The sequence below is a fragment of the Candidatus Binataceae bacterium genome, from assembly GCA_035508495.1.
GTDB lineage: Bacteria > Desulfobacterota > Binatia > Binatales > Binataceae > JASHPB01.
This window is the reverse complement of record DATJMX010000072.1, coordinates 70,627-91,682: the sequence shown is the minus strand read 5'-3', so window position 1 is coordinate 91,682 and position 21,056 is coordinate 70,627. Positions and strand designations below refer to the sequence as shown.

21 protein-coding genes and 1 tRNA gene are annotated in these 21,056 nt (G+C 61.7%); 10 read left to right on the top strand and 12 right to left on the bottom strand.

Annotated elements, in window-relative coordinates; all coding sequences use genetic code 11:
• The 3 genes from VMA09_21265 to VMA09_21255 all read left to right on the top strand — a co-directional run.
• The coding region (locus tag VMA09_21265) for a hypothetical protein (protein HUA36152.1) at positions 1-180 on the top strand (180 nt) is incomplete at its 5' end.
• A gap of 629 nt (positions 181-809) precedes the next feature.
• Positions 810-1,154: a hypothetical protein gene (locus tag VMA09_21260; GenBank protein ID HUA36151.1), complete on the top strand. Its 345-nt coding sequence runs from the start codon at positions 810-812 to the stop codon at positions 1,152-1,154.
• 3 nt (positions 1,155-1,157) lie between these two features.
• The gene (locus VMA09_21255; GenBank protein HUA36150.1) at positions 1,158-3,200 is read left to right on the top strand and encodes an FAD-dependent oxidoreductase; all 2,043 of its coding nucleotides are present in this window, start codon (positions 1,158-1,160) and stop codon (positions 3,198-3,200) included.
• A 108-nt stretch (positions 3,201-3,308) separates the two neighbouring features.
• Here the strand turns inward: VMA09_21255 and VMA09_21250 are convergent, their stop codons facing one another.
• From VMA09_21250 to VMA09_21230, 5 genes are all read right to left on the bottom strand, one after another.
• A complete protein-coding gene (locus VMA09_21250; protein ID HUA36149.1) occupies positions 3,309-3,758 on the bottom strand; it encodes an OB-fold domain-containing protein in 450 nt (149 codons plus the stop codon).
• Positions 3,759-3,777: 19 nt separating this feature from the next.
• On the bottom strand, positions 3,778-4,950 hold the full coding sequence (locus VMA09_21245) for a hypothetical protein (GenBank protein HUA36148.1): 1,173 nt from the start codon (positions 4,948-4,950) through the stop codon (positions 3,778-3,780).
• A 253-nt stretch (positions 4,951-5,203) separates the two neighbouring features.
• Complete coding sequence (locus tag VMA09_21240; protein HUA36147.1) at positions 5,204-6,253, bottom strand: NAD(P)-dependent alcohol dehydrogenase; 1,050 nt, start codon at positions 6,251-6,253, stop codon at positions 5,204-5,206.
• Between the two features lie 65 nt (positions 6,254-6,318).
• Positions 6,319-6,675: a hypothetical protein gene (locus tag VMA09_21235; protein ID HUA36146.1), complete on the bottom strand. Its 357-nt coding sequence runs from the start codon at positions 6,673-6,675 to the stop codon at positions 6,319-6,321.
• 136 nt (positions 6,676-6,811) lie between these two features.
• A complete protein-coding gene (locus tag VMA09_21230) occupies positions 6,812-7,273 on the bottom strand; it encodes an Hsp20/alpha crystallin family protein (GenBank protein ID HUA36145.1) in 462 nt (153 codons plus the stop codon).
• Positions 7,274-7,469: 196 nt separating this feature from the next.
• Between VMA09_21230 and VMA09_21225 the strand changes: the two genes are divergently transcribed.
• Positions 7,470-8,975 (top strand): sigma-54 dependent transcriptional regulator, encoded by a 1,506-nt coding sequence (locus VMA09_21225; protein HUA36144.1) that lies wholly within the window; start codon positions 7,470-7,472, stop codon positions 8,973-8,975.
• 169 nt (positions 8,976-9,144) lie between these two features.
• Here the strand turns inward: VMA09_21225 and queG are convergent, their stop codons facing one another.
• Complete coding sequence (gene queG, locus VMA09_21220; GenBank protein HUA36143.1) at positions 9,145-10,281, bottom strand: tRNA epoxyqueuosine(34) reductase QueG; 1,137 nt, start codon at positions 10,279-10,281, stop codon at positions 9,145-9,147.
• Between the two features lie 106 nt (positions 10,282-10,387).
• Between queG and VMA09_21215 the strand changes: the two genes are divergently transcribed.
• From VMA09_21215 to fabG, 3 genes are all read left to right on the top strand, one after another.
• Positions 10,388-10,777 (top strand): iron-sulfur cluster assembly accessory protein, encoded by a 390-nt coding sequence (locus tag VMA09_21215; protein ID HUA36142.1) that lies wholly within the window; start codon positions 10,388-10,390, stop codon positions 10,775-10,777.
• 77 nt (positions 10,778-10,854) lie between these two features.
• On the top strand, positions 10,855-11,421 hold the full coding sequence (locus VMA09_21210; GenBank protein ID HUA36141.1) for a hypothetical protein: 567 nt from the start codon (positions 10,855-10,857) through the stop codon (positions 11,419-11,421).
• A 4-nt stretch (positions 11,422-11,425) separates the two neighbouring features.
• Positions 11,426-12,187 (top strand): 3-oxoacyl-[acyl-carrier-protein] reductase, encoded by a 762-nt coding sequence (fabG, locus tag VMA09_21205; protein ID HUA36140.1) that lies wholly within the window; start codon positions 11,426-11,428, stop codon positions 12,185-12,187.
• A gap of 88 nt (positions 12,188-12,275) precedes the next feature.
• Here the strand turns inward: fabG and VMA09_21200 are convergent, their stop codons facing one another.
• The 3 genes from VMA09_21200 to VMA09_21190 form a co-directional block, all read right to left on the bottom strand.
• Positions 12,276-14,012: a CocE/NonD family hydrolase gene (locus VMA09_21200; GenBank protein HUA36139.1), complete on the bottom strand. Its 1,737-nt coding sequence runs from the start codon at positions 14,010-14,012 to the stop codon at positions 12,276-12,278.
• Positions 14,013-14,072: 60 nt separating this feature from the next.
• Positions 14,073-14,987: an NAD(P)-dependent oxidoreductase gene (locus VMA09_21195; GenBank protein ID HUA36138.1), complete on the bottom strand. Its 915-nt coding sequence runs from the start codon at positions 14,985-14,987 to the stop codon at positions 14,073-14,075.
• Between the two features lie 147 nt (positions 14,988-15,134).
• Positions 15,135-15,572, bottom strand: a complete 438-nt coding sequence (locus tag VMA09_21190; GenBank protein ID HUA36137.1) for a DUF4189 domain-containing protein — start codon at positions 15,570-15,572, stop codon at positions 15,135-15,137.
• Between the two features lie 144 nt (positions 15,573-15,716).
• On the opposite strand from VMA09_21190, the gene VMA09_21185 reads away from it, so the two are divergent.
• The 3 genes from VMA09_21185 to VMA09_21175 are packed head-to-tail and all read left to right on the top strand — an operon-like array spanning position 15,717 to position 18,944.
• Complete coding sequence (locus VMA09_21185; GenBank protein ID HUA36136.1) at positions 15,717-16,391, top strand: TetR/AcrR family transcriptional regulator; 675 nt, start codon at positions 15,717-15,719, stop codon at positions 16,389-16,391.
• A 20-nt stretch (positions 16,392-16,411) separates the two neighbouring features.
• On the top strand, positions 16,412-17,683 hold the full coding sequence (locus VMA09_21180; GenBank protein HUA36135.1) for a cytochrome P450: 1,272 nt from the start codon (positions 16,412-16,414) through the stop codon (positions 17,681-17,683).
• Between the two features lie 58 nt (positions 17,684-17,741).
• Positions 17,742-18,944 (top strand): amidohydrolase family protein, encoded by a 1,203-nt coding sequence (locus VMA09_21175; GenBank protein ID HUA36134.1) that lies wholly within the window; start codon positions 17,742-17,744, stop codon positions 18,942-18,944.
• 189 nt (positions 18,945-19,133) lie between these two features.
• Here the strand turns inward: VMA09_21175 and VMA09_21170 are convergent.
• From VMA09_21170 to meaB, 3 genes are all read right to left on the bottom strand, one after another.
• A tRNA-Met gene (locus tag VMA09_21170) sits at positions 19,134-19,210 on the bottom strand.
• A gap of 46 nt (positions 19,211-19,256) precedes the next feature.
• The gene (locus VMA09_21165; GenBank protein ID HUA36133.1) at positions 19,257-19,973 is read right to left on the bottom strand and encodes a metallophosphoesterase family protein; all 717 of its coding nucleotides are present in this window, start codon (positions 19,971-19,973) and stop codon (positions 19,257-19,259) included.
• Between the two features lie 25 nt (positions 19,974-19,998).
• The gene (gene meaB, locus VMA09_21160) at positions 19,999-21,009 is read right to left on the bottom strand and encodes a methylmalonyl Co-A mutase-associated GTPase MeaB (protein ID HUA36132.1); all 1,011 of its coding nucleotides are present in this window, start codon (positions 21,007-21,009) and stop codon (positions 19,999-20,001) included.
• Positions 21,010-21,056: the final 47 nt, after the last annotated feature.

Genomic DNA, 21,056 nt, shown 5'->3' with positions numbered 1-21,056 from the left:
CTTCCTCAGCGATCAGACAATGGCAACTCATCTCTGTGCCCTTCTGCTTCGGCCGCGCTTACCTATTCCAGCTCGAGCAACGGACTGAGCTTTATCTATACCAACTCCGATGGATTCATCGGCCACGGGAGCTGCGGCATTGCTGGTTTTCCGACCGGCTCGGCCTATTCATGTAACTAAGAATGAAAAGGGGACTGGCGCGGGGTTAGGCAATATCGAATTCAAGCCGCCTCTGAGCGTACCAGCGCAAGCGAATACTCACTCGGCGTATGCGGCTGGTGGCGAAACCTATCCCAACCTGATTTGCCCAACATTTGGCGGAGGGGCGGCTCTGTGCGTTGCGAAATTCAGCGGATTGGGCGCGGCGGTTATTGACCAGGCCTGAACGCCACTGGGATCGGCGACGCAAGTTGCGGCTGACAGGCCCGGCGCCGTAATCAAGATCGTGTTCGTGTAAACAAGACCACGGTCATGACTTTGACCGTGAAAAACGTCGGGAGCGCGCCAACCGATCTTAGTATCATTCTGCCATCTGGCGATTTCGATTTCGACGACACACCCTGTATGTCTGGTCTGCAGCCTGGTCAGACCTGCCCGATACAAGTCAGTTTCACTCCAAAGATAAAAGGGGTTCGCAAGAGCGTCCTGGAACTGACCAATATCGACACCGACCTCAAGGTCCCTCTGACGGGCACTGGAAAATAGTTCGCCTTGTCTCGCCAATGCGGTGATCCTTCATCTGGATATCATGAGGGAGCCCTTTGCTGTTAGATTGCCGTACCGTCGCGGCGTCGAGGGAGACGCAGATGATGGAAACTCACAGATTTATCCAGGGGGTCTTCACCTACAACGGCCGTGGCTTCACCGAGCCTGTCGCGCTGGAGCCGAGAGCTGATTATACCGTGCCAGCAGGCAAACGCGCTCATCTGGTATATTGCCGCGTCGGCAATCCGTGCGCCGAGCTCGTCTGTCTCATTCTCAAGCGCGACGGCAAGCTGACACGTTATTTCCCGGTCGGCGCCAAGGCCGGGGCGCAGATGCCGCATGCGCTCGTCGATGACCTGCTCGCTAACAGTGAAATCGAGGTCGTGATGGCCGCGCCGGAGGGCCTTCGCGGCACGGTTCTGATTGATATGGGATTCGTAGAGATTTGAGGCGTGGCCGCCAGGCGTAAACTGCTAGTTATCGGGAACGGCATGGCGGGTGCGCGCAGCGTCGAGGAGATTCTCGCGCGCGGCGGCGGCGAGCTGTTCGACATCGCGATGTTCGGCGACGAGCCGTTCGGCAACTACAACCGCATCATGCTCTCCGCCGTGCTCGAAGGTACGGCCGACGCGGCCGCGATCCTGCTCAATCCGCTGCAATGGTACGACGAGCACGGCATCCGGCTCCACGCCGGGATTCGCGCCGAGCGTATCTTCCGTTATGCGCGGACCGTGATCGGCTCCGACGGAAGTCAGGAGCCCTACGACAAGCTGATTATCGCTACCGGCAGTCATCCTTTCATTCCGCCGCTCGATGGGCTCGCTTTGCCGGATGGCAGCCTCAAGCCCGGTGTCTTCGGGTTCCGCACGATTACCGATTGTCAGCGAATTGCGCAATACGCTGCCGGCAAGCGCCGCGCCGCCGTGATCGGCGGCGGACTGTTGGGCCTGGAATGCGCCCGCGCACTGGCGAAGCTCAATGTCGAGGTGCACATCGTTCATCACTCCGCGCACCTGATGAACCAGCAGATCGATCCGCCCGCCGGAGCGATACTCAAATCTCAGATCGAAAAGATGGGCATCCAGGTTCATCTTGGAGCCGACGTCCGCGCGATGGTCGGCAGCGATCGCGTGACGGGCCTGGTCATCGGCGACGGCCACGTGATGGATTGCGAGATTGCGGTATTCGCTACGGGCATAAGGCCCAACTATGAGATCGCTCGTTCCTGCGATCTTACGATTGAGCGCGCGATCGTGGTTGACGATCAGATGCGCTCGGTTGACGACGCGAACATCTACGCCGTTGGCGAATGCATCCAGCATGGCGGCCGGACTTACGGACTTGTTGCGCCGTTGTGGGAGCAAGCGAAGGTGCTCGCCGACCACATCACAGGACGCGACCCCAAGGCCGCCTATCACGGGTCGAGAATCGCGACCAAGCTCAAGGTCGCGGGCGTTGAACTGGCTTCGATGGGAGCGATCGAGCCGAGTAACGAGCGCGACGAGGTCGTGCAATTCAGCGAGCCGCACAAGGGCACTTACAAAAAGGTACTGATCCGCGATGGCCATTTGCTCGGCGCAATTCTGCTCGGCGATATCGGCAAAGCGGCCTACCTGCTTCACGCCTTCGACAGCAATTCGCCCCTGCCCGAGGAGCGAATCAGTCTCCTCTTCGATATCGGAGCGCCGCCCAAGCGGGTGACTTTCGAGCAGATTCCCGCTGACACGCAGATATGCAACTGCAACGGCGTCACGATGGGAGCGCTGATCAACTGTGTCAAAGCGGGGCGGCGCACCGCCCAGGCGGTGATGGATGCGACGCGGGCAGGCAAGGCCTGCGGTTCGTGCGAGTCGATGGTTCGCGAGATCGTCGGTTGGGCCAACGGTGACGCCGCCGAGACTCCGTTATCGCTACCGGGCTCCGAGGGCGAGCACGAGCTGCAGCGCAAATACCACACCGACCTGCAGGCGCTGGCTTTCTACAAGCACCAGATGCTCGACCATCTGAACCCGCTGATGTGCGCGTTCATCGCCCGTCAGGAAATGATGTTCGTGGGAACATCCGACCGCGGCGGTCACACTCATACCTCGTTTCGCGCCGGACCTGCCGGCTTCGTCAACGTACTCGACGAGCGCACGCTCGCGTATCCCGAGTTTCACGGCAACGGTGTGATGTCGAGCCTCGGAAATATCTCGGAGAATCCGCACGTCGGTCTGATGTTCCTCGATTTCACCGGCGACCGTGTCGGTCTGCACGTTAACGGAAGCGCCCGCATCGTCGAGAACGACGAGTTTGCGCAACTTGCCGCGAGCGCTACGAATACCGACTCGCCGAAGCCGGAACGCTGGGTGGTCGTCACCGTTTCAGACGCCTTCATTCATTGTTCCAAGCATGTTCCTCAACTGCGCAAGGTGGACCAGGAAATCCAGTGGGGAACCGACGACCCGCGCCTCAAGGGCGGAGATTACTTCGGCGTCGCCAGCGGTCAGAAGTAAGCCGGCAGAGACAAAAACTCAGAAACTGATGATCACAAAGGCACAAAGGACACCAAGAAGAACTTTTACTTAGTGCTCTTTGTGCCTTCGTGGTTATTTTTTCCCGGATCAGACCGCGCGCCACTGGATCAGCGTATGCCCGCCCGCATGATCCTCGAACACAACTTCCACCGCGCCGCCGATCTTCACATCCTGCATCGGATCGCCGAGCAGGTTGCCGACGAGGCGGACATTGCCCGCGTCAGGCAGCTCCACCACCACGACGAGGTACGGGCATGCCCCCTTCAGCGCAGGATGCGCAGGATGCCAGACACGTTCGTAGCTGTAGATGATCCCGCGGCCTGACGCGCGCTTCCATCCCGGATCGAGCGCGTGGCAATGGTGGCAAATCCATTCCGGCGTCATCTGGAACGTGCCGCATTTGCCGCAATGCTGGATCATCAGCTCGTGACGCTTCGCGCCTTCCCAGAATTCACGATCGACGCCGTCGCCCGCAGGAGCCGGCACCGGCATCCCTTCGGGTAAGTATGTCTTTGATCCGTTGGCCGTCTCCGCCATTGATAACTCTCCGATGACGCTACGCGTGCAGGATCAGATCGCTGACCGGCGCGACCATCGGCCCCGACACGACCATCGAAATCTCCGCATCCTTGACCTGGTTGGGCGAGCTGCCGCGAACCTGGCGCGCCGCCTCAATGATGAGCTCGAGGCCGTGCATGTAGCATTCGGCGAGGTTGCCGCCGCTCGTGTTGATCGGCAGCTTGCCGCCCGGCGCGATCAGATTTTCGAATTTGAAAAAGTCGCGCGCTTCCTCGGCACGGCAGAAACCGTGCTCGACAATACTCGCCATTACTGCGCCGGTGAAATTTTCGTAAACCTGCGCGACATCGACGTCCTTCGGCTCGATCCCGGCCATCTGGTAGAGCCGCGGCGCGAGCGTCTTGAAATTCGACGTCGCGTAGTCGGGTCCGTTCTCCGCGCCGGCCCCCTGCCTGAAATCCGAGCCCTGCGCGGCAGCCATGATTCGCACCGGCTTCTGCTTCAGATCGCGGGCGCGCTCGGCGCTGGTCACGATCACTGCCGCGGCGCCGTCGTTTTCCATGCAGCAGTCATAAAGATGGAACGGTTCGACGATCCATCGCGAGTCGTCATAGTCTTTGCGCGAGAGCGGCCGCCCGTACATCACGGCCCGCGGATTCTGCTGCGCGTGGTGATAGCAAGCCATCGCGATCGCGGCGAGCGCGTCGTTGGTGACGCCGTACTCGTGCATGAAGCGGCGCGTGCGCAGGGCGATCCACTGCGCGGGCGTGGACATCCCGTATGGCCACGTGTAGGCCGGCGGTCCCGAGATCGTTTTGATCGCGGGCGTCTGGCCGAAGCGGCCGAACTGTCCCTGCGCGAGCGCGCGATAAACGATCACAGTGTTCGCATAGCCCGCGACAATACCGGCTGCGGCGTTGCCGATCGCACCCGAGCCGCCGCCGCCGCCGCCGCCCCAGAACATGCTCGAGTAGCGCAGTTCCGGCAGCCCGAGCGCGGTCGCGACACGCACCGAATCGTTGCGGTCGTTGCTGTACGACGCGATCCCGTCGATGTCCTTGATATCGATCCCGGCGTCATCCGCGGCGCGCGTGATCGCCTCGAGTGCGAGCCGGAACTCGCTGACCGGTGCGCCGCCGCGTTTGTAGTACTTGGTCTCGCCAAGCCCGACGATCGCGACTTTATCTTTGACTGTAAATTCTGCCGTCATAGCTCGTCCCTCTCCGCCTTAGCCGAACCAAGGTAGGATTCCAAGCGCGGCAGGGTAGTTCGCGGCGGGCGCCGGTCATCGACGCGTCGCGTTGAAGGAGAAGAGAGGCAGAATTCACCACGAAGATCACAAAGGCACCAAGCGAAGCGGCGCCGCGCCGCTTCGCGGGATGGCGTTTGAAAACTTGACTTCGTGCCTTTGTGTTCTTGGTGGTGAGCTTCTTTTTGCCGTCCGCTCTTCGATCCTTCGCGGCTCAGAACGTGATCAGCGGCTTGATGATCCCGTCGAGCTTGCGATCCATCATCTCGAACGCGCGATCGATTTGATCGAACTTGAACGTATGCGTCGTCATCCGTGTCGGGTCGAGGCGCTTGCGCTCGAGCATGCTGAGCATGCGCTCCATGCGCAGGCGCCCGCCCGGGCAGAGACCCGTCGTGATGGTTTTTTCCGCCATGCCGACGCCCCATTCGGCGCGCGGCAGGTGAACGAATTCGCCCTTGCCGTGATAGCCGGCATTGGAGATGACGCCGCCGGGGCGCGTCACTTTGATCGCATTCTGAAACGCGACGTCGCCGCCCAGCGCCTCGATCGCCGAATCCACACCCGCGCCGCCAGTCAGCTTCGTGATTTGCTCGACTGGATCGCTCTTCGAAAAATCAACGATCTCGTCAGCGCCGTAAGAGCGTGCGAGCTCGTGACGTGCCGGAACTGAATCGACACCGATCACCAGGCCGGCGCCTTTGAGCCGCGCACCTGCGATGCTCATCAGACCGACAGGACCAAGCGCGAATACGGCGACCGCGCCGCCGATTGGGACATTCGCGTTTTCCGCGGCCATGAAGCCGGTTGACATCATGTCACAACAATAAACCGCGGCCTCGTCGCTGACCGACGCAGGAATCAGCGCGAGGTTCGCGTCCGCTTCGTTGACGTGAAAATACTCGGCGAAGACGCCGTCCTTGATATTGGCGAATTTCCATCCGCCGAGCGCACCGCCCGATTGCGATGAATGTCCCGCCTGCGAGGCCAGGTCGCCCCAGTCAGGCGTGATCGCACCGCATACCACGCGATCGCCCGGCTTGAAGCGCCGCACTTCCGATCCCACCTCGTGCACGATTCCGACCGCTTCGTGGCCGAGCGTCAGATTGTCGCGAGGGCCGATCGCGCCGTGGACCGTGTGCGCATCGGAAGTGCAGATAAGCGCGCGCGTGGTTTTCACGATCGCATCGTTGGGACCCGCATGCGGCACGGGCTTGTCGGAGAATCCCACGCGATCGAAGCCATTCATCACGAATGCTTTCATGATGCCTTCCTAGCACTCCGAATCGCATTCGTGAAATGACGAAACCGGCACCGCGACAGGATTGATCAGCGCGCGGCGCTGGCGAACGAGCTGATCATTCGCAGCGTGCGCTCATGGTCGAGCGGACGCGAAGTGTAGAACTGCACCTGGTACGATCGCGCACGCCGCTCGTTTTGCTCGCTGTGCGATGACGCGATATACGCGATGAGCGCATTTGGCGCGAGCTTGCGAATCTGATCGAGGAGCCATCCACGGCTCGATTCGTCGATCTCGTGATCGTCGACGACGACCATCCGCACCGCAGGGTCGACGAGCGCCTCGCGCGCGGCGGTTGGCGCGGCGGCTTTGACGACCCAGGGTTCAGCGACGGCGCGCGACACAATCCGCACGACGTCGGTATCGGCTGAAAACGCGACCAGCACGCGATGGCGTCGCCGATGTCCGTCGGATGTCGCGAAGTTGCGCGACTTACCCGGCGAGAGGTTGCGGGAATTCCTCTTCTCTCGGTCTCGCGATGGGAGCTTGGCCGAAAGCGAGTACATCTCTGTGCCGTCCACGTTATTTGGCCTGCGATCCGGTTTCGGGGCGCCCGATCTGAATCTGCACTTTGCCACCAGGTACTTCCGGCAGCGGAAGTGCAATCCGAAGGACGCCATTGCGAAATGTCGCGCTGATCTTCGCCGCATCGATCCCGCGCGGCACGCTAATAGATCGAGCAAATTCGCCGTAACTGAATTCGCGCAGGACAACGTTGCGGGTTTTCTGTTCCTGTTCCTGCTCGCGCCGGCCGCGAATGGTCAAAGTGTCATCGTGGAGCGCGACTTCGACATTCTTCGGATCCACGCCCGGCAAATCAGCGTTGACGATCAGGGTTTGGTCTTCGACGTAGCATTCGAGGGCCAAACGGGACGCACCTTTGTCGCGAGCGCTCCGATGCTGGAGCATCTTGTCGAACAGGTCGTCAAAATCCTGCCGCAGATATTGCAAATCTCGCATCGGTGACCAAAGTTGAAGTGCCATCGGGCGCGTCTCCAAAAACGCTTCCGGAATAACGGACGTAGGTTGTTAATGCGGAAAGTGTGCCAGCAGGCGGCTCGCGAAATTTGCTTCGCGCCTACTTATCATTTCGTCTGTCAGGCATTATCTTGGGGGTGACTGCTCCCTCCGGCGGCAAAATCACGGCTGAGAGTGTCGCGCTTGGAACCACAGACCATCAATGAAACCTGAGTCCCCTACCAAGGCCCTGACAGCGCCTGCCGATCCAACCGTTGCGCCACGTTATTTTCACCTCCTCTGGGATGAGGAGCTGAACGAGCTGCGGCCGGTCTTCGAATCGATTCAGCGCCATCGCGACGAAGTGATGGCGCATTGGTACCGCCTGTACCTGCTCCACTTCGGCGACAAACGATCGCTGACCCAGCCCGAGTTCATGGAAATTTTCGGCTCTGAGCTCGATGCGACGCTCGCCGATCTGCTGCGGCACGACATGGATGCGTTTGCGGCTGATATGCGCAAAGTCGGCGAGATCCTCGCCGCCCGCAGCGTGCCGTTCTCGGAGCTGATCGTTTCGATGCATCTGTTCGAGGAGAGTGCCTCGACGGCATTTCCCGGATTTCCGCCACTGATGCCGCGCATCTATCAGTCCTTCGACAAACTCAGCCATTGCCGGATGATCGTGCTGGCCGACACGTATTTTCGCTCGCGCACGGCATTGGCCGGCGCGCGCATCCAGGCGCTGGAGCGCGAAGCGATGGCGCTGCCGCCTCATGCCCGCACGCGCTTTCACGGACTGGTCGGAGCCTCGCCGGCGATGCGCAAGTTGTATGAGCGGATCGAAGCGGTGGCGCGCACGCGCGGCACGGTTCTAATCGTTGGCGAGAGCGGCACCGGCAAGGAGCTCGTCGCGCGCGCCATTCACGAGCGCGTCGCGAACCCTAACGCCCCGTTCGTTGCGCTCAACTGCGCCGCGATCCCCAAGGACCTTATCGAGAGCGAGCTTTTCGGCTACAAGCGCGGTGCGTTCAGCGGCGCCAACATGGAATATCTGGGGCTCTTCCGCGCGGCAGAGGGCGGCACGCTGTTTCTCGACGAAGTCACCGAGATGAGTCCCGAGACCCAGACCAAGCTTTTGCGCGCGATCCAGGAGCGTAGCGTGCGCCCGGTCGGCGCGACGCGCGAGGTGCCGGTGGACGTGCGCCTAATCGCGTCGACCAATCGCGATCCGCAGCAGGCGGTTCGCTCGGGCCAGCTCCGTCAGGACCTCTACTACCGGCTGCAGGCGAGCGTGATGAATATCGCGCCGCTGCGCGAGCGGCTCGACGATGTGCCGCTTTTGGTCGAGCATTTCATCGAGCTGTTCAACGAAAAGCAGATCCGGCAATCTCCGATGCTCGGCATCGAGCCCGACGCGCTCGAAGCGATGAAGAGCTACGCGTGGCCGGGCAACGTGCGCGAGCTCGCCAATGCCGTCGAGACCGCGTTCACGTTTGGCGCCGGCCCGACGATCAAACTCGAAGATCTACCGCCAGCGATTTCGGGCGAGCATCGAAGATCGGCGCCATCCTCGCCGGCAAATGGCGTAGGCACTTTCGCCGAAGCAGAGCGCGATCTGATCCATCGTGCGCTGGAAAGCACCGAGGGTAACAAGGCCCAGGCCGCGAAGCTGCTGAAAATCTCGCGCAAAAAGCTCTACGCAAAGATCGCCAAGTACCGCCTCGAGTAACGCGATCTGCCTAGAGTCAGAGTCTGTGAAGAAATGCCTTGGGCTGCACAGGTTGCCGAGTAGCCGCCGTCCAGCCCGTCATGGCTCACTTCGCTCACCATGACGGACCAGCAAATCGCTTCGCTTCGGGATGACACAAAAAATCGCGCACCGGAACATTCACAGACTCTCAGAGTGATTCCAACGCCTCGTCTATCTCGCGAGCAACGTCAGGATCCCTTTCGCGATACCGCGCCTGCTCCAGCGCGCTCCGTGCCGAGGCACCGGCAACGTTGCCCAGAGCCCATGCGGCATGTGCTCGAACGAGCGCCTCAGGTTCTTCTGCGAGCGCCCGGGAGAGCGGCGCAATCGCCGCGGGGTTCTTCGTATTGCCGAGCACGATCGCGACGTTGCGCAGGAGACCTCGGCGCTTGGCGCGTTTGATCGCGCTCTTGGTGAAGCGGCGGCTGAAAGCCGCGTCGTCGAGCGCGAGCAGCTCGGGCAGCGATGGCATAAGCTGGGGATTCGCATCGCCAGCCGCGGCGGCGCCGTTCCAAGGGCATACCTCCTGGCAGATGTCGCAGCCGAAGATCCATTCGCCGAGCTTCGGGCGCAGCTCGCGCGCGATCACGCCGCGATGCTCGATCGTCAGGTACGAGATACACACGCGCGGCTCCATCAGGTAACCATCAGTGAGCGCGCCCGTCGGACACAAGTCCATGCATCGGCGGCAGGTGCCGCAAAATTCGCCGTATGGCTCGGCGGTCGGTTCCAGCTCCGCGCTGGTGAAGATCTCGGCGAGAAAGAAGTACGAGCCGCGCTCGCGATTCAGCAGCATCGTGTTGCGCCCGATCCATCCGATACGCGACTCCGCCGCCCATTCGCGCTCGAATACCGGACCCGTATCGACATAGGCGCGCGCGACAGCGGCCGGGCTCGCCACGGTGAGCGCGTCGGCGACGTTACGGGCGCGGCGCGTCACCTCGTCGTGATAGTCGCGGCCGAGGGCATACGCAGCGATTCGCCCGCGCAGCTCGGTGCGCCAATCGATTCGCGGCGCGATCGGGGCCCCATAGGGATACGTCAGGCTGATGACCGAACGGAATGCCGGGTCGAGCACGCGCGGATCGAAGCGCCGCTCGGGCTCGCGCGCGAGATATGACATCGTGCCGGCGCGGCCCTCGGCAAGCCATCTGCGGTACGACTCCTCGCGCTCATCAAGGCGCCTCAGCCGCGCGAAGCCGACGCTGGCAAATCCCTGGCGATGAGCGGCATCGGCGATGATCCGGTTCAAATCCACGAAAATCCCAGCTAAAAACTCTAGCATTTCCGCCGCCGGAATAGTGGAGTCATTGACTCCAGATTTTGGGCTGATTAGATTTTGAACAGAACGCGAAGCACCTGCTTTAGCGTTTCTTCACTTGGAGGCCACGATGGCTGAGGAACTGGTTCACGAGCACAACGAGAATAACGGCCTAGTCGATCTCGCCTCGCTGCCCGACGTGCAGCTTACGCCCAAGGCGATCGAGATGGTGCGCAAGATGCACTCGAAGGAAGGCCTCGGCGCGGAGCAGGGTCTGCGGATCGGCGTCGTCGGCGGAGGATGCTCGGGCTTTCAGTATCAGCTCAACTTCGACGCTATCAAGGAAGGCGACCGCATCGTCGATCTCGAAGGCGTGAAGATCCTGGTGGACGAGATTTCACTGCCGTACATCGCGGGCACCACGCTCGATTTCGTCGAGGGTCTGCACGGCGCGGGCTTCCGCTTTGACAATCCGCGCGCGAGCCGCACCTGCGGATGCGGATCGTCGTTCAGCGCCTGAACTCATTTCACCGAAAAATTTTGAAGGCACGAGGGCGAGCCCTTTGTGCCTTCTTTTTTTTGTGGTGAACTCTGGCAATGCTCGCGGCTCTGGGGTTCTGGCTTTCGCCTGCGCGACGGCGCTTCATGCGCAATCTCGCGCGCCCGGGTATCGAGGAGTTGCGGCGCAGGCTCGATGAATCGGGATCGCCGCGCGCGGTTGCGTTCATCTCGCCGCTGGTCGACGCGAACGCGAACTTCCTCGCCTATGCGCTGTCGAAAGACGGACCGCTCGCGAGCTTCAGTACCAAAGCGAACCCGGAACGCATCGCGGCCTGTATCCGCTCGCTGATCGTATTTTCGATCTGCTTGTTCGCGCGCGACGAGATGCAAAAAAATGACAGCGAGTTAATCCCGCTCGTTGCGTTCGTCATGAAAATGGAGCCGAAGCAGCTCATGCTGCGGCGCGACATGCTGCGCAAGGCGCCGCGCTCCGAAGAGTGGATGCTGCTGACGTGGCTCGCGCGCGACCTCGGCGCCGAGCCCCCGAAATACGACGCCCAGCTTGAGCGAGCCTTCGGATACAATTACCTATCTTACGTCGATCAATACCGGCCCACGCTGGCGCGCGCGCTGGCCCGCGCCGACGAAACCGAGAGTCGATAAAATCGTGGCGGAGACAATCGTGAAAGACCTCGAAGGCAAAGGCATCATCGTGACCGGCGCGACGCGCGGCATCGGACGCGCGATCGCGCTCGAAGCGGCGCGCCGCGGCGCTAACGTCGCGTTCAACTACGTGAAGAGCGAGCAACAGGCTGACGAGGTCAAAGCCGAGATCGAAAAGCTGGGCGTGAAATCGCTCGCATACAAAGTAGATGTCGGCGATCTCAAGTCAGTCCGCGACATGGTGAACGCGGTGAAGAAAGAGTTCGGCACGATCGACGGCCTCGTCAACAACGCCGGCCTCACGCGCGACAAAGTCTTCGTCATGATGAGCGAAGAGGACTGGAGCGAAGTCATCCGCACCAACCTGACGGGCGCGTTCAACTTCGCGCGCGCCGCGGTCTTCATGATGATGAAGGCGAAGCGCGGCTCGATCCTGAACATCACGTCGATAAGCGGGGTGATCGGATTACCCGGGCAGGTCAACTATTCAGCCTCGAAGGCGGGCCTCATCGGCCTCACGAAATCGCTCGCAAAAGAAGTCGGCCGCCTCGGCGTCCGGGTCAATGCGCTCGCGCTGGGATTCATCGAAACCGACATGACCGCCGCGCTTCCAGAAGAGAATCGCAAGCAAGCGCTCGACATGATCCCGCTCGGCCGCTTCGGCAAAGTCGAAGACGTAACGCCCACCGCCGCATTCCTGCTGTCGGACGCTTCCGCCTACATCACAGGCGCAGTAATCCACGTAGACGGCGGCCTCGCGATGTAGTTGCAAAATCCTTCTCCCGTTATTTCACGGGAGAGGAGGACGCGCGCAACGCGCGCGGCAGGTGAAGAAATAACGGGAGAGGGATTTTTCAACGGCGTGCCGGGATGACCGGCAAGGTCAGACACGACGCAAAGCTGCGGTCGTGCATCACGGTTTGCATTGCGGGGCGGATCTCGGCGTCGGTGTATAGCGGATGGCCGGTGTTGGGGTTGCGATCGAATCTTGGGAAGTTCGATGAGGCGACTTCCAGCCGGATGCGGTGGCCTTTCTTGAACAGGTTCGACGTGGACCACATGTCGATATCGAACTGCGCGACTTTGCCCGGCGTGAGCATCACTTCGTGCGACTGCGATTCGCGATAGCGCGCGCGGATAATTCCGTCCGTGAGATTGAGCGCGGTGCCGCAGGGCGACACGTCCACGAGCTTTGCCGTGAAGTCCGTGTCAGGCGCCGATGACGACGCGAAGAGCGTGAGCGTCACGGGGCCGGTTACCTCGACATCCTCATCCAGCGGCTCGGTCGAATAAACGAGCACGTCGGCGCGATGCTCGACGCTGGCCTGATCCCACGCGCCGCCTTGCAGCGCGCCCGGATAGCAGCATAGTCCGCCGCCGCCGGTGGGAACCGGATCGGCCGGATTGTATAGAAAATGATCTGATGGTTCCGACCCGGGCGCGTCGGTCGAAAGCGCGCCGTCGCCGTACATGCTGTTGGCCTTGCCGCGGCTGTGCAGGTAGTAGCGGCGGAAATCGGTGCCGGCGATCGGCCATTCCTTTTCATCGCGCCATTCGTTGATGCCCATGACGAAGAGCCGCACCGCAGCTTCATCGCTGCCGTTCTTGCCCTTGAGCCAGCGATCGAAAAATCGCAGTTGCATCCCATCGACATCGACCGACACCGGGCCGGATCGGAGGCCGAAGTCGACCGCGCCGACCAGATTCTGGAACGGCACCGCATGGCTCCACGGCCCGACCATCAGGCGCTGGCCGCTGCGCGCGGCGTCAGTCGCGCCCTTCGCGCGCATCCCGGCGAAGTTGCGCAGCGTGCCGCCCTGGAAGATGTCGTACCATCCACCGATGTTGAGTGCGGGAACATTGATCTTGGCGTGACGCTCTTCGATCGACAGCGCGCGCCAGTAATCGTCGTAGCCGGGATGCTTCAGCCAGTCGAAGAAGTACGGCGCGCCCTTCTGAAACATCGGAAAGTCGCTGAGCGGCAGATGTTCCATCTTGTCGCGCATCTTATCGATCGAGCCGACGACCGCGCCGAGTTCTTGGGCGATCGCGCTGTCGCCGCTGCGCTCGCGCATCAGGCGTGGCGGCGCGAGCGCGGCCATCGTCCAGCTCACGTTGAAGAAGAGCGCGAAGGCGCCGCCCTGGTAGGTCCATCCGTCGTGATAGTCGCTCGCCGTGATCGACGGCACCATCGCTTTCAGGCTCGGCGGCGCCTGGGTCGCGGCGAGCCACTGCGTGGCGCCCATGTACGATGCGCCGTAAGTGCCGACGTTGCCGTTGGCCCACGGCTGACGCGCGGCCCACTCGATCGTGTCGTAGCCGTCGGCGGCCTCGACAGTGAAACAATCCCATTCGCCGTCGGAGGCAAAGCGCCCGCGGCAATCCTGGATGAGCACATTGTAGCCGGCCTCCGCCGCGCGCGTCGCGTCGAGCGTCATCGCGAACACCATCGGCATCGTCTTGTTGTACGGCGTGCGATTCAGGAGCACCGGCAGCTTCTCGTTGCTATCGGGACGGAACAGGTCGCCGCGCAGGACGCATCCGTCGCGCATCGGAATCTCGATGTTTCGTTCCATTACGATTCGCGCCATCGCGGTCGCTCCTTGAGGAAGGAATCTCGATCGGCTTCTAACGCGGCGCGCGCGATCGCATCAAGCGCGAAGCCATTCGAGCGGGCGTGGGCGGAAGTTGAGTTCACGCCGCGCCTTCTCGTTAGAAGCGCCGCGCAAACACGTCGCGTAATAGACGCTGTCGGCGCCCGACGTCGAAAGCGCTTCCTGTTCGGTGATTTGAGGGGGCTCGGGGGCGCCGCACGCGCGCGCGAAGGCCGGCAGCCATACGCGCTGCGGGCTTGGATTGTCGTCAACGATATTGTACGGGCCGGGCGTACATTCGAGGGCAGCGACGGTGGCGGATGCGGCGTCTTCGATATGGACGAAATTCGATACGCCCTCGCCGCCGCCGATGATCGGCACCTGACGCCGGCGCACCTGCTCGCCCATATCGCCGTCGTTGGTGTACCAGGTGCCAGGTCCGTAGAAGAATCCGTAGCGCATCGCCACGCAATCGATTTCCGCTGCGCGAAAAGCGGTCGATTCGAGCTCGAGGTAGGTGCGAACGCTGGCCGCGACTCCCGGTGACGCGTTGACAGCCAGCGGGCACGACTCGTCAGCCAACCCCGGACCGGGCGCATACCAGAATCCCGACGCTTGCAGGACATAGCGGGGCACGTCGCTCTCGCGCATGGCTGCGAGCAGGTTGAGGTTTCCTTCGCGGCGCACTTTGCTGTCGCGCTCACCAGCAGCCTTCATCTCGTCGGGAGTGTAATGCCGCGGCAGTGAAGTCAGCTCATTGATGACGGCGTCGGGGCGAACACGCGCAATCGCGGCGCGGACCGAAGCCGCATCGAGTGCGTCGCCGATCACAGCTTCGGCGCCCATCTCGGCGAGCGTGCGCGTCGATTCCGCTGAGCGCACGAGGCCAAACACGCTGTGGCCGTGCTGTTTCAAACCGCGAATCAATGGCCGTCCGATCGCGCCAGTCGCGCCAGCCAGCAGGACTTTCATGATTAATCTCCGGCGTTTCAGGATAGTGTAGGGCGCCTGACGTATCCTACGAGCGCGCCACAAGACGCACCATTGAAAAGGTGACGCCCGGGCCAACAAGATATCAGTACCGACTCGCGCCGGATCGAACGGCGGAGAGGAATCAACTTACTTCGGCGAGCAGGTCGAAAGATCGATCTCGCAAACGCCCCAATTCAGCTTGCACGAGTTGAGCGCGTTGTATTCGGCCTGGCTGAGCGAATGTGCAATCGCGGTCGTGTAGTGAACGGCGCCCTTGGCCACTGCCAGAGCGGCGCAGTTGTTCGAGAAGTCCGCAACGATCTTGCAATTGTTCCCATAGCGGGCGCAGGTCGAGAATGCCGCGCTTTGCGCCGACGCCAGGCTCGGCTTGCCCCAGGAAATTCCCTCGGCTCCCGTTTTCACGCCATACGCGATTGCGCCGTAGGGTGCAGGTGCGGACGAACGGTGCCACGGATGCGTCACGTCGAGGTCGCCGCCGGGGCTGCATCGCGTCGAACAATCGCCGACGCCGCCAGCCTGCTCACAGTAGTCGAAGCAATCCATCGCCAAAATTGGCCGCGGCATCAGTAAAACGCTCAAAAGCGCCAAGAAAAACCAGTGTCCCCTCATACACTTGCCTGCGCTCACAAGAGTCGCATGATGCTTGAGCGCGCGGCAACGCTCGGGCGCTTGCCTGATACTTCACTTACCAGTAAATGATCCAAGTCGATGGAAGACGCTCCTCCATTCCGATCGCCCGCGTTAAGCGCGCGCAATGCTGCTTCCCGCGCCCGGCGCGAGGCCGCAGTCGTCGCGGCCAAAGCCGTCTTCTTCGAGCATGGATATCAGCTCACCTCGATGGATCTGATCGCCGAGCAGGCGGGAACCACCAAGCGCACGCTGTACGATTATTTCGGTTCGAAGGAAGCGCTCTTTTCCGAAGTTATCGCGCAGGCAAGCCAGCAGTTCGTCGAGGCTCTGCCGCGTCCCGAAGATCTGCCGGACGATCCGAGGCAGGGGCTCTGCCGCTTCGCCAACCAGGTGCGATGGCTCGTCAGCGGCGACGACGCGATTCGGTTCGAACGCACCGTGATCGCCGAGGCCGAGCGTCATCCGGCATTCGGCCGCGACCTGTACGACATTGGCGTTGTCGGCGCCGAGAAAATCCTCGCCGCGTACATCGACAGTCAGATCGACGCGGGTAGATTGAAAGCCCATGACAGCCGCGTCACCGCGCAGGTGATCGTCGATATCGCGACCAATTCCGCGCTGCGCCGATTATTCGCGGCACAGCATGAGGACAGCGATCAACTGGCGGTTACTGTCATCGAAGAAGCCGTCGGTCTTTTCATTAGCAAGTACGCGGTCAATAAGTACCGGAACAAAGGCGCAGCAGCTAAATAGTCAATCGTGGGAGTGTGACTATGGGTATCGAAGCAAGCACCGAATCGTTGTCTCTGGCTCATCTCGACATAATTGGGCCCGAGCACTACCAGCAAAACGGCTACCCGCATGCCGAATGGACTTACCTGCGTGCACACAAACCCGTGTACTGGTATGACGGCCCGCATGCGAAGCCGTTCTGGGCAATCACCAAGCACGCCGACATTATTCAGATCGCCAAGCAGCCGCAGCTCTTCACCAACCGCCCGCGCATCGTAATCTTCGCCGACCAGCAGGGCGGCTATGGCGAGCCGGAGGAGCCGCCGTTTCAACATCTGCTCACGATGGATCCGCCGCAGCACGGTGAGTATCGCTCGATCATGAGCCGGCGCTTCACGCCGCGCGCGGTGAACGAATTGCGGCCGAAGATCGAGCGCATCACGCGCGAGGTCTGCGATTCGCTGGTCGGCAAGAGTGAAGGCGACTTCGTGGCCGATGTCGCAAAAAAAATCCCGCTCGCCGTGATCGCCGAGCTGCTCGGATGCCCGCGCAAGGACTGGGATCAGCTGTTTCGCTGGAGCAATGAGATCATCGGCGCGGGCGATCCCGAGTTTCGCCGCGAAGGCGAGAATCCGCAACAGACCTCGGAACGAGCCCGGATCGAACTGTTCCAATACTTCGCCCAGATGATGTCGGACCGGCAGAAAAATCCAACTGAAGACGTCAGCAGCATCGTCGCCAACGCCAAGCTCCCGAGCGGCGAGGCGATGCCGCCGATGGAGATGCTGGGTTATTACTTCCTGCTCGTGCTCGCCGGCAACGAAACGACGCGCAATGCGACCAGCGGCGGACTCCAGGCTTTCATCGATCATCCGGAGCAGTTCGATCGCTTGAAGAAGGATCCCACGCTCATCAAGTCCGCCGTTGAGGAGATCGTGCGCTGGGTCACGCCGGTGATTCACTTTGCCCGCAATGCGAGCGCCGACACCGAGATTCGCGGGCAGAAGATTCGCCAGGGCGAGTCGGTCTGTCTGTTCTACCCGTCGGCCAACCGCGACGAAGAAATCTTCGAGCGTCCATTCGAGTTCGATATCGGGCGCAATCCGAACCCTCATATCGCTTTCGGAATCGGCGAGCACTTCTGCCTTGGCGCCAATCTCGCGCGGCTCGAGCTGGAGGTGATTTTCGCCGAGCTGGCGCGGCGCCTGGAATTCGTGGAGCCAACCGCGCCGCTCGAGCGCCTGCGCTCGAGCTTCGTCGGCGGCATCAAGCACATGCCGATTCGATTCAAGATGAACCCGGCCTCGCACTAGGCCGCGCCTCGATTTGCGCAAGCGGCGTCGCGTATAACGATATTGAGGTTCGCGGGCTATGGCTTACGTCGAAGGGCAGACGATTCACGACGCTGACGCGCATATCATGGAGGCGCCGACTTTTCTCGACGGCTATGTCGAGGAACGCTACGCCAGGGAAATAAGCAGCAAGAATCTCTTCAGCGCGCTCGGCGAAAAGAGCGGGCGCGATCTGTTCGCGATCGTGCGCGGACGCCATGACGATCCTGCCTGGCGCGCCAAAGTTGCCGACGAAATTCTGCTGCACAAGAACTACGAGGCGCTCGGTTCGTGGCGGCGCGAGGATCGTCCGCAGGCGCTCGACCGGCTCGGTTTCGCAAGCCAGCTCGTGTTCACGACGATGTTCCTGAGCCTGCTCGATCTCGAGCACAAGGGCGACCCCGCGATGCGCACCGCGGTGGCGCGCGGATTCAATCGCGCGATGGTGGATTTCTGCGCCGTGGATCGCCGCCTGCTCGCGTCGTGCTACGTGCCGCTCGCCGACTTTGCCGAGGCCGAGACGATCGCACGCGACGCGATCGCGATCGGCGCCAAGGCGCTGCTCATCCCCTCGCGATGCCCCAAGGGACACTCACCCAGTCACATCGGATTCGACCCGGTGTGGGCGCAGGCGCAGGAAGCCGGCCTGCCGATCCTGTTCCACGTCGGCGGCGGCGGGCAGCTCATATCACCTGACTACTTCGTCAATGGGATGCCGCCGGTGCCGGACTTCCACGGCGGCGACGGCAACTTCCGTTCCGTCGATTACATGGCGATTCCATATCCGCCGATGCAGACCCTTGCGACGATGATCTTCGATCGCGTGCTCGATCGATTCCCGCGGCTTATGTTCGGCGTGATCGAGCAGGGCGCGCTGTGGGTGCCGGGCTGGATGCGCTCGATGGACTCGGCGTTCGTCGCGTTTATCAAGAATGAAGACCGGCTGAAGCAGCTTTCGATGAAGCCGAGCGAGTTCGTACGGCGGCAAGTGCGCGTCACGCCGTATCCGGCCGAGGACACCGGCTGGATCATCGCCAACTCGGGCGACGAGGTCTGCATGTTTTCATCGGACTTCCCGCACGTCGAAGGCGGGCGCAATCCGCTGCGGCGCTTCGAAGATGCGATGCGCGACACGCCCGAAGCCGCCAAGCGCAGGTTCTACTGCGACAACTTCATCGATCTGATGGGCAACGGTCTCGTCCCGGAACTACGGCATCCCACGATGGGTGCGACCGCGAACTGACGATCGCCGGGGGGCATCATGATCGGTCGAGCGAAAGCCGCGATCCGCATCGCGGTCCTTCTAATTCCGATCGTAGCCTTCGCATGCGCGCGAGCTGAGGCTCAACCCTCGCTTACGCCGACGAACGACGTCGCATCCGCGACGAATGACTTCGGTCTGCGACTTCTGCGGCAATTGACCAAGAGCATTTGGTGGCGACGGTAGGAGTCGAACCTACGACACTGCGGATATGAGCCGCATGCTCTAACCAACTGAGCTACGTCGCCACCGGAACGGAAAAGATTACATCGAGCGGGCGAGCCGTGAAAGTCCTTACCTGAGCGGAACCTTCTTGGATTTAACCTGGCGGCTGCGGCGATCGACCTGGTAGATGGCGCCCTCGTTCACTTCGATACAGGTCAGCTTGCCGCCATAGACGAGACCGGTGTCGATGCCAAGCTTGTAGGGCAAATCGATCATCACGCCGCGCATGGGCGTGTGGCCGAACACCACGATCGCGTCGAGCTTGTGCGGGTTGAAGATAAACTCCTGCCGAATCCACAGCATGTCCTCGACCTGCTGCTCTTCGAGCTGGCGCATCGGCATGATCCCCGCATGGACGAAGAGATACGGCGGGCGATAGTAACTGGTGCCGAGGCGGCGCAGGAAGTCGGTATGCGTTTCCGGCAAGAGCTCGTGCGCACGCTCGAGGTCAGCCTCGCCCACGCCGTAGCTTTCGAGGGTCGCGATTCCGCCGTTGAACAGGAATGACTCGCCGTAATTACCGGGCATCCCGAGGTAGGACATCATCATGTCCTCGTGATTGCCCTTCAAGAACACGTACTCGGCCTTGGTCTTTTCGAGATCGAGCGCGAGCTCGATAACGTCGCGCGCTGAGGGGCCGCGATCGACATAGTCACCGACGAATACGACGGTGTCGCCCGCGGTCGGGGCGATCGCCTTGATCAGAGAATCGACTTCGTCGGCGCAGCCGTGGATGTCGCCTATCGCAAACAAGCGTCCTTCGATTTTTGGTTTGCGAAACGACAAATACCCGCTCTCCGAGGCGTTCCTTTTACTTTCCCGTACCGTTCTGTAGCAAGGCGCCGAGCGAATCGCGGTCTTCGATCAGGCGCCGTGCCGCGCTGTAGGGATTGAGCGCACCCGCGCGCACCTGATCGACCAGCTTCGCGGCCCCGCCTGCGGCGACAGCGCGGAGGGTTCGCTCCTCGAGCTCGGCCGCCAGTACCTCGATGAATTCATGGGTGCGGCGCTCGGCGATTCGCGCCGCATCCCGCGTTTCCTTAAGCCATTCCCGATGCTTTGCGATCGCGTTCACGACCGCATCTATCCCCTGGTCGGTGACCGCTTGTGTCATGAGGACTGGAGGACGCCATCCGCCGCCGCTGCGCAGATGCACGTTATGCTCTAGCTCCGCCTTCATCCGATCGGAGCCCTCGCGGTCGGCCTTGTTGACGACGAACACATCGGCGATTTCGTTGAGCCCGGCCTTCATTACCTGAACGGAATCGCCGCCTTCGGGAACGGTGACAACGACCGTTGTGTCAGCCAGATCCATGATCGAAAGCTCGGTCTGCCCGACGCCGACCGTCTCGATAATGATGATGTCGTGGCCGTAGGCATCGAGGAGCTTTACGATCTCGCGCGTCGCGCGGCTCAGGCCGCCATGGCTGCCGCGCGATGAGATGCTGCGGATATATACGCCCGCATCCTTGTAATGATCGGTCATCCGCACGCGGTCGCCGAGCACGGCACCGCCTGAGAACGGGCTCGAAGGATCGATCGCCAGCACAGCGACCGACTTTCCGAGGCCGCGATATTTCGCGATGAGGCGGTTGGTCAGCGTCGATTTGCCCGCGCCGGGAGGGCCGGTGATGCCGATAATGTGCGCCGTGCCGGTTTGACTGTAGATACGCTCGATGATTGCGCTCGACTCGGCGGCGCGATTCTCAACCATCGTGATAAGCCGCGCGAGGGCGCTCGTTTCGCGGCGCGCAAAGCGCTCCAGCAGCGAATCCAGGGGTGAACGAGACTCAGTTCGAGTCGCTTGGGCTTCAACAGGCATGGCAGGCTGTCTCGCGATCATAGCGGCTCCAAGCTTTGCGGCGCAAC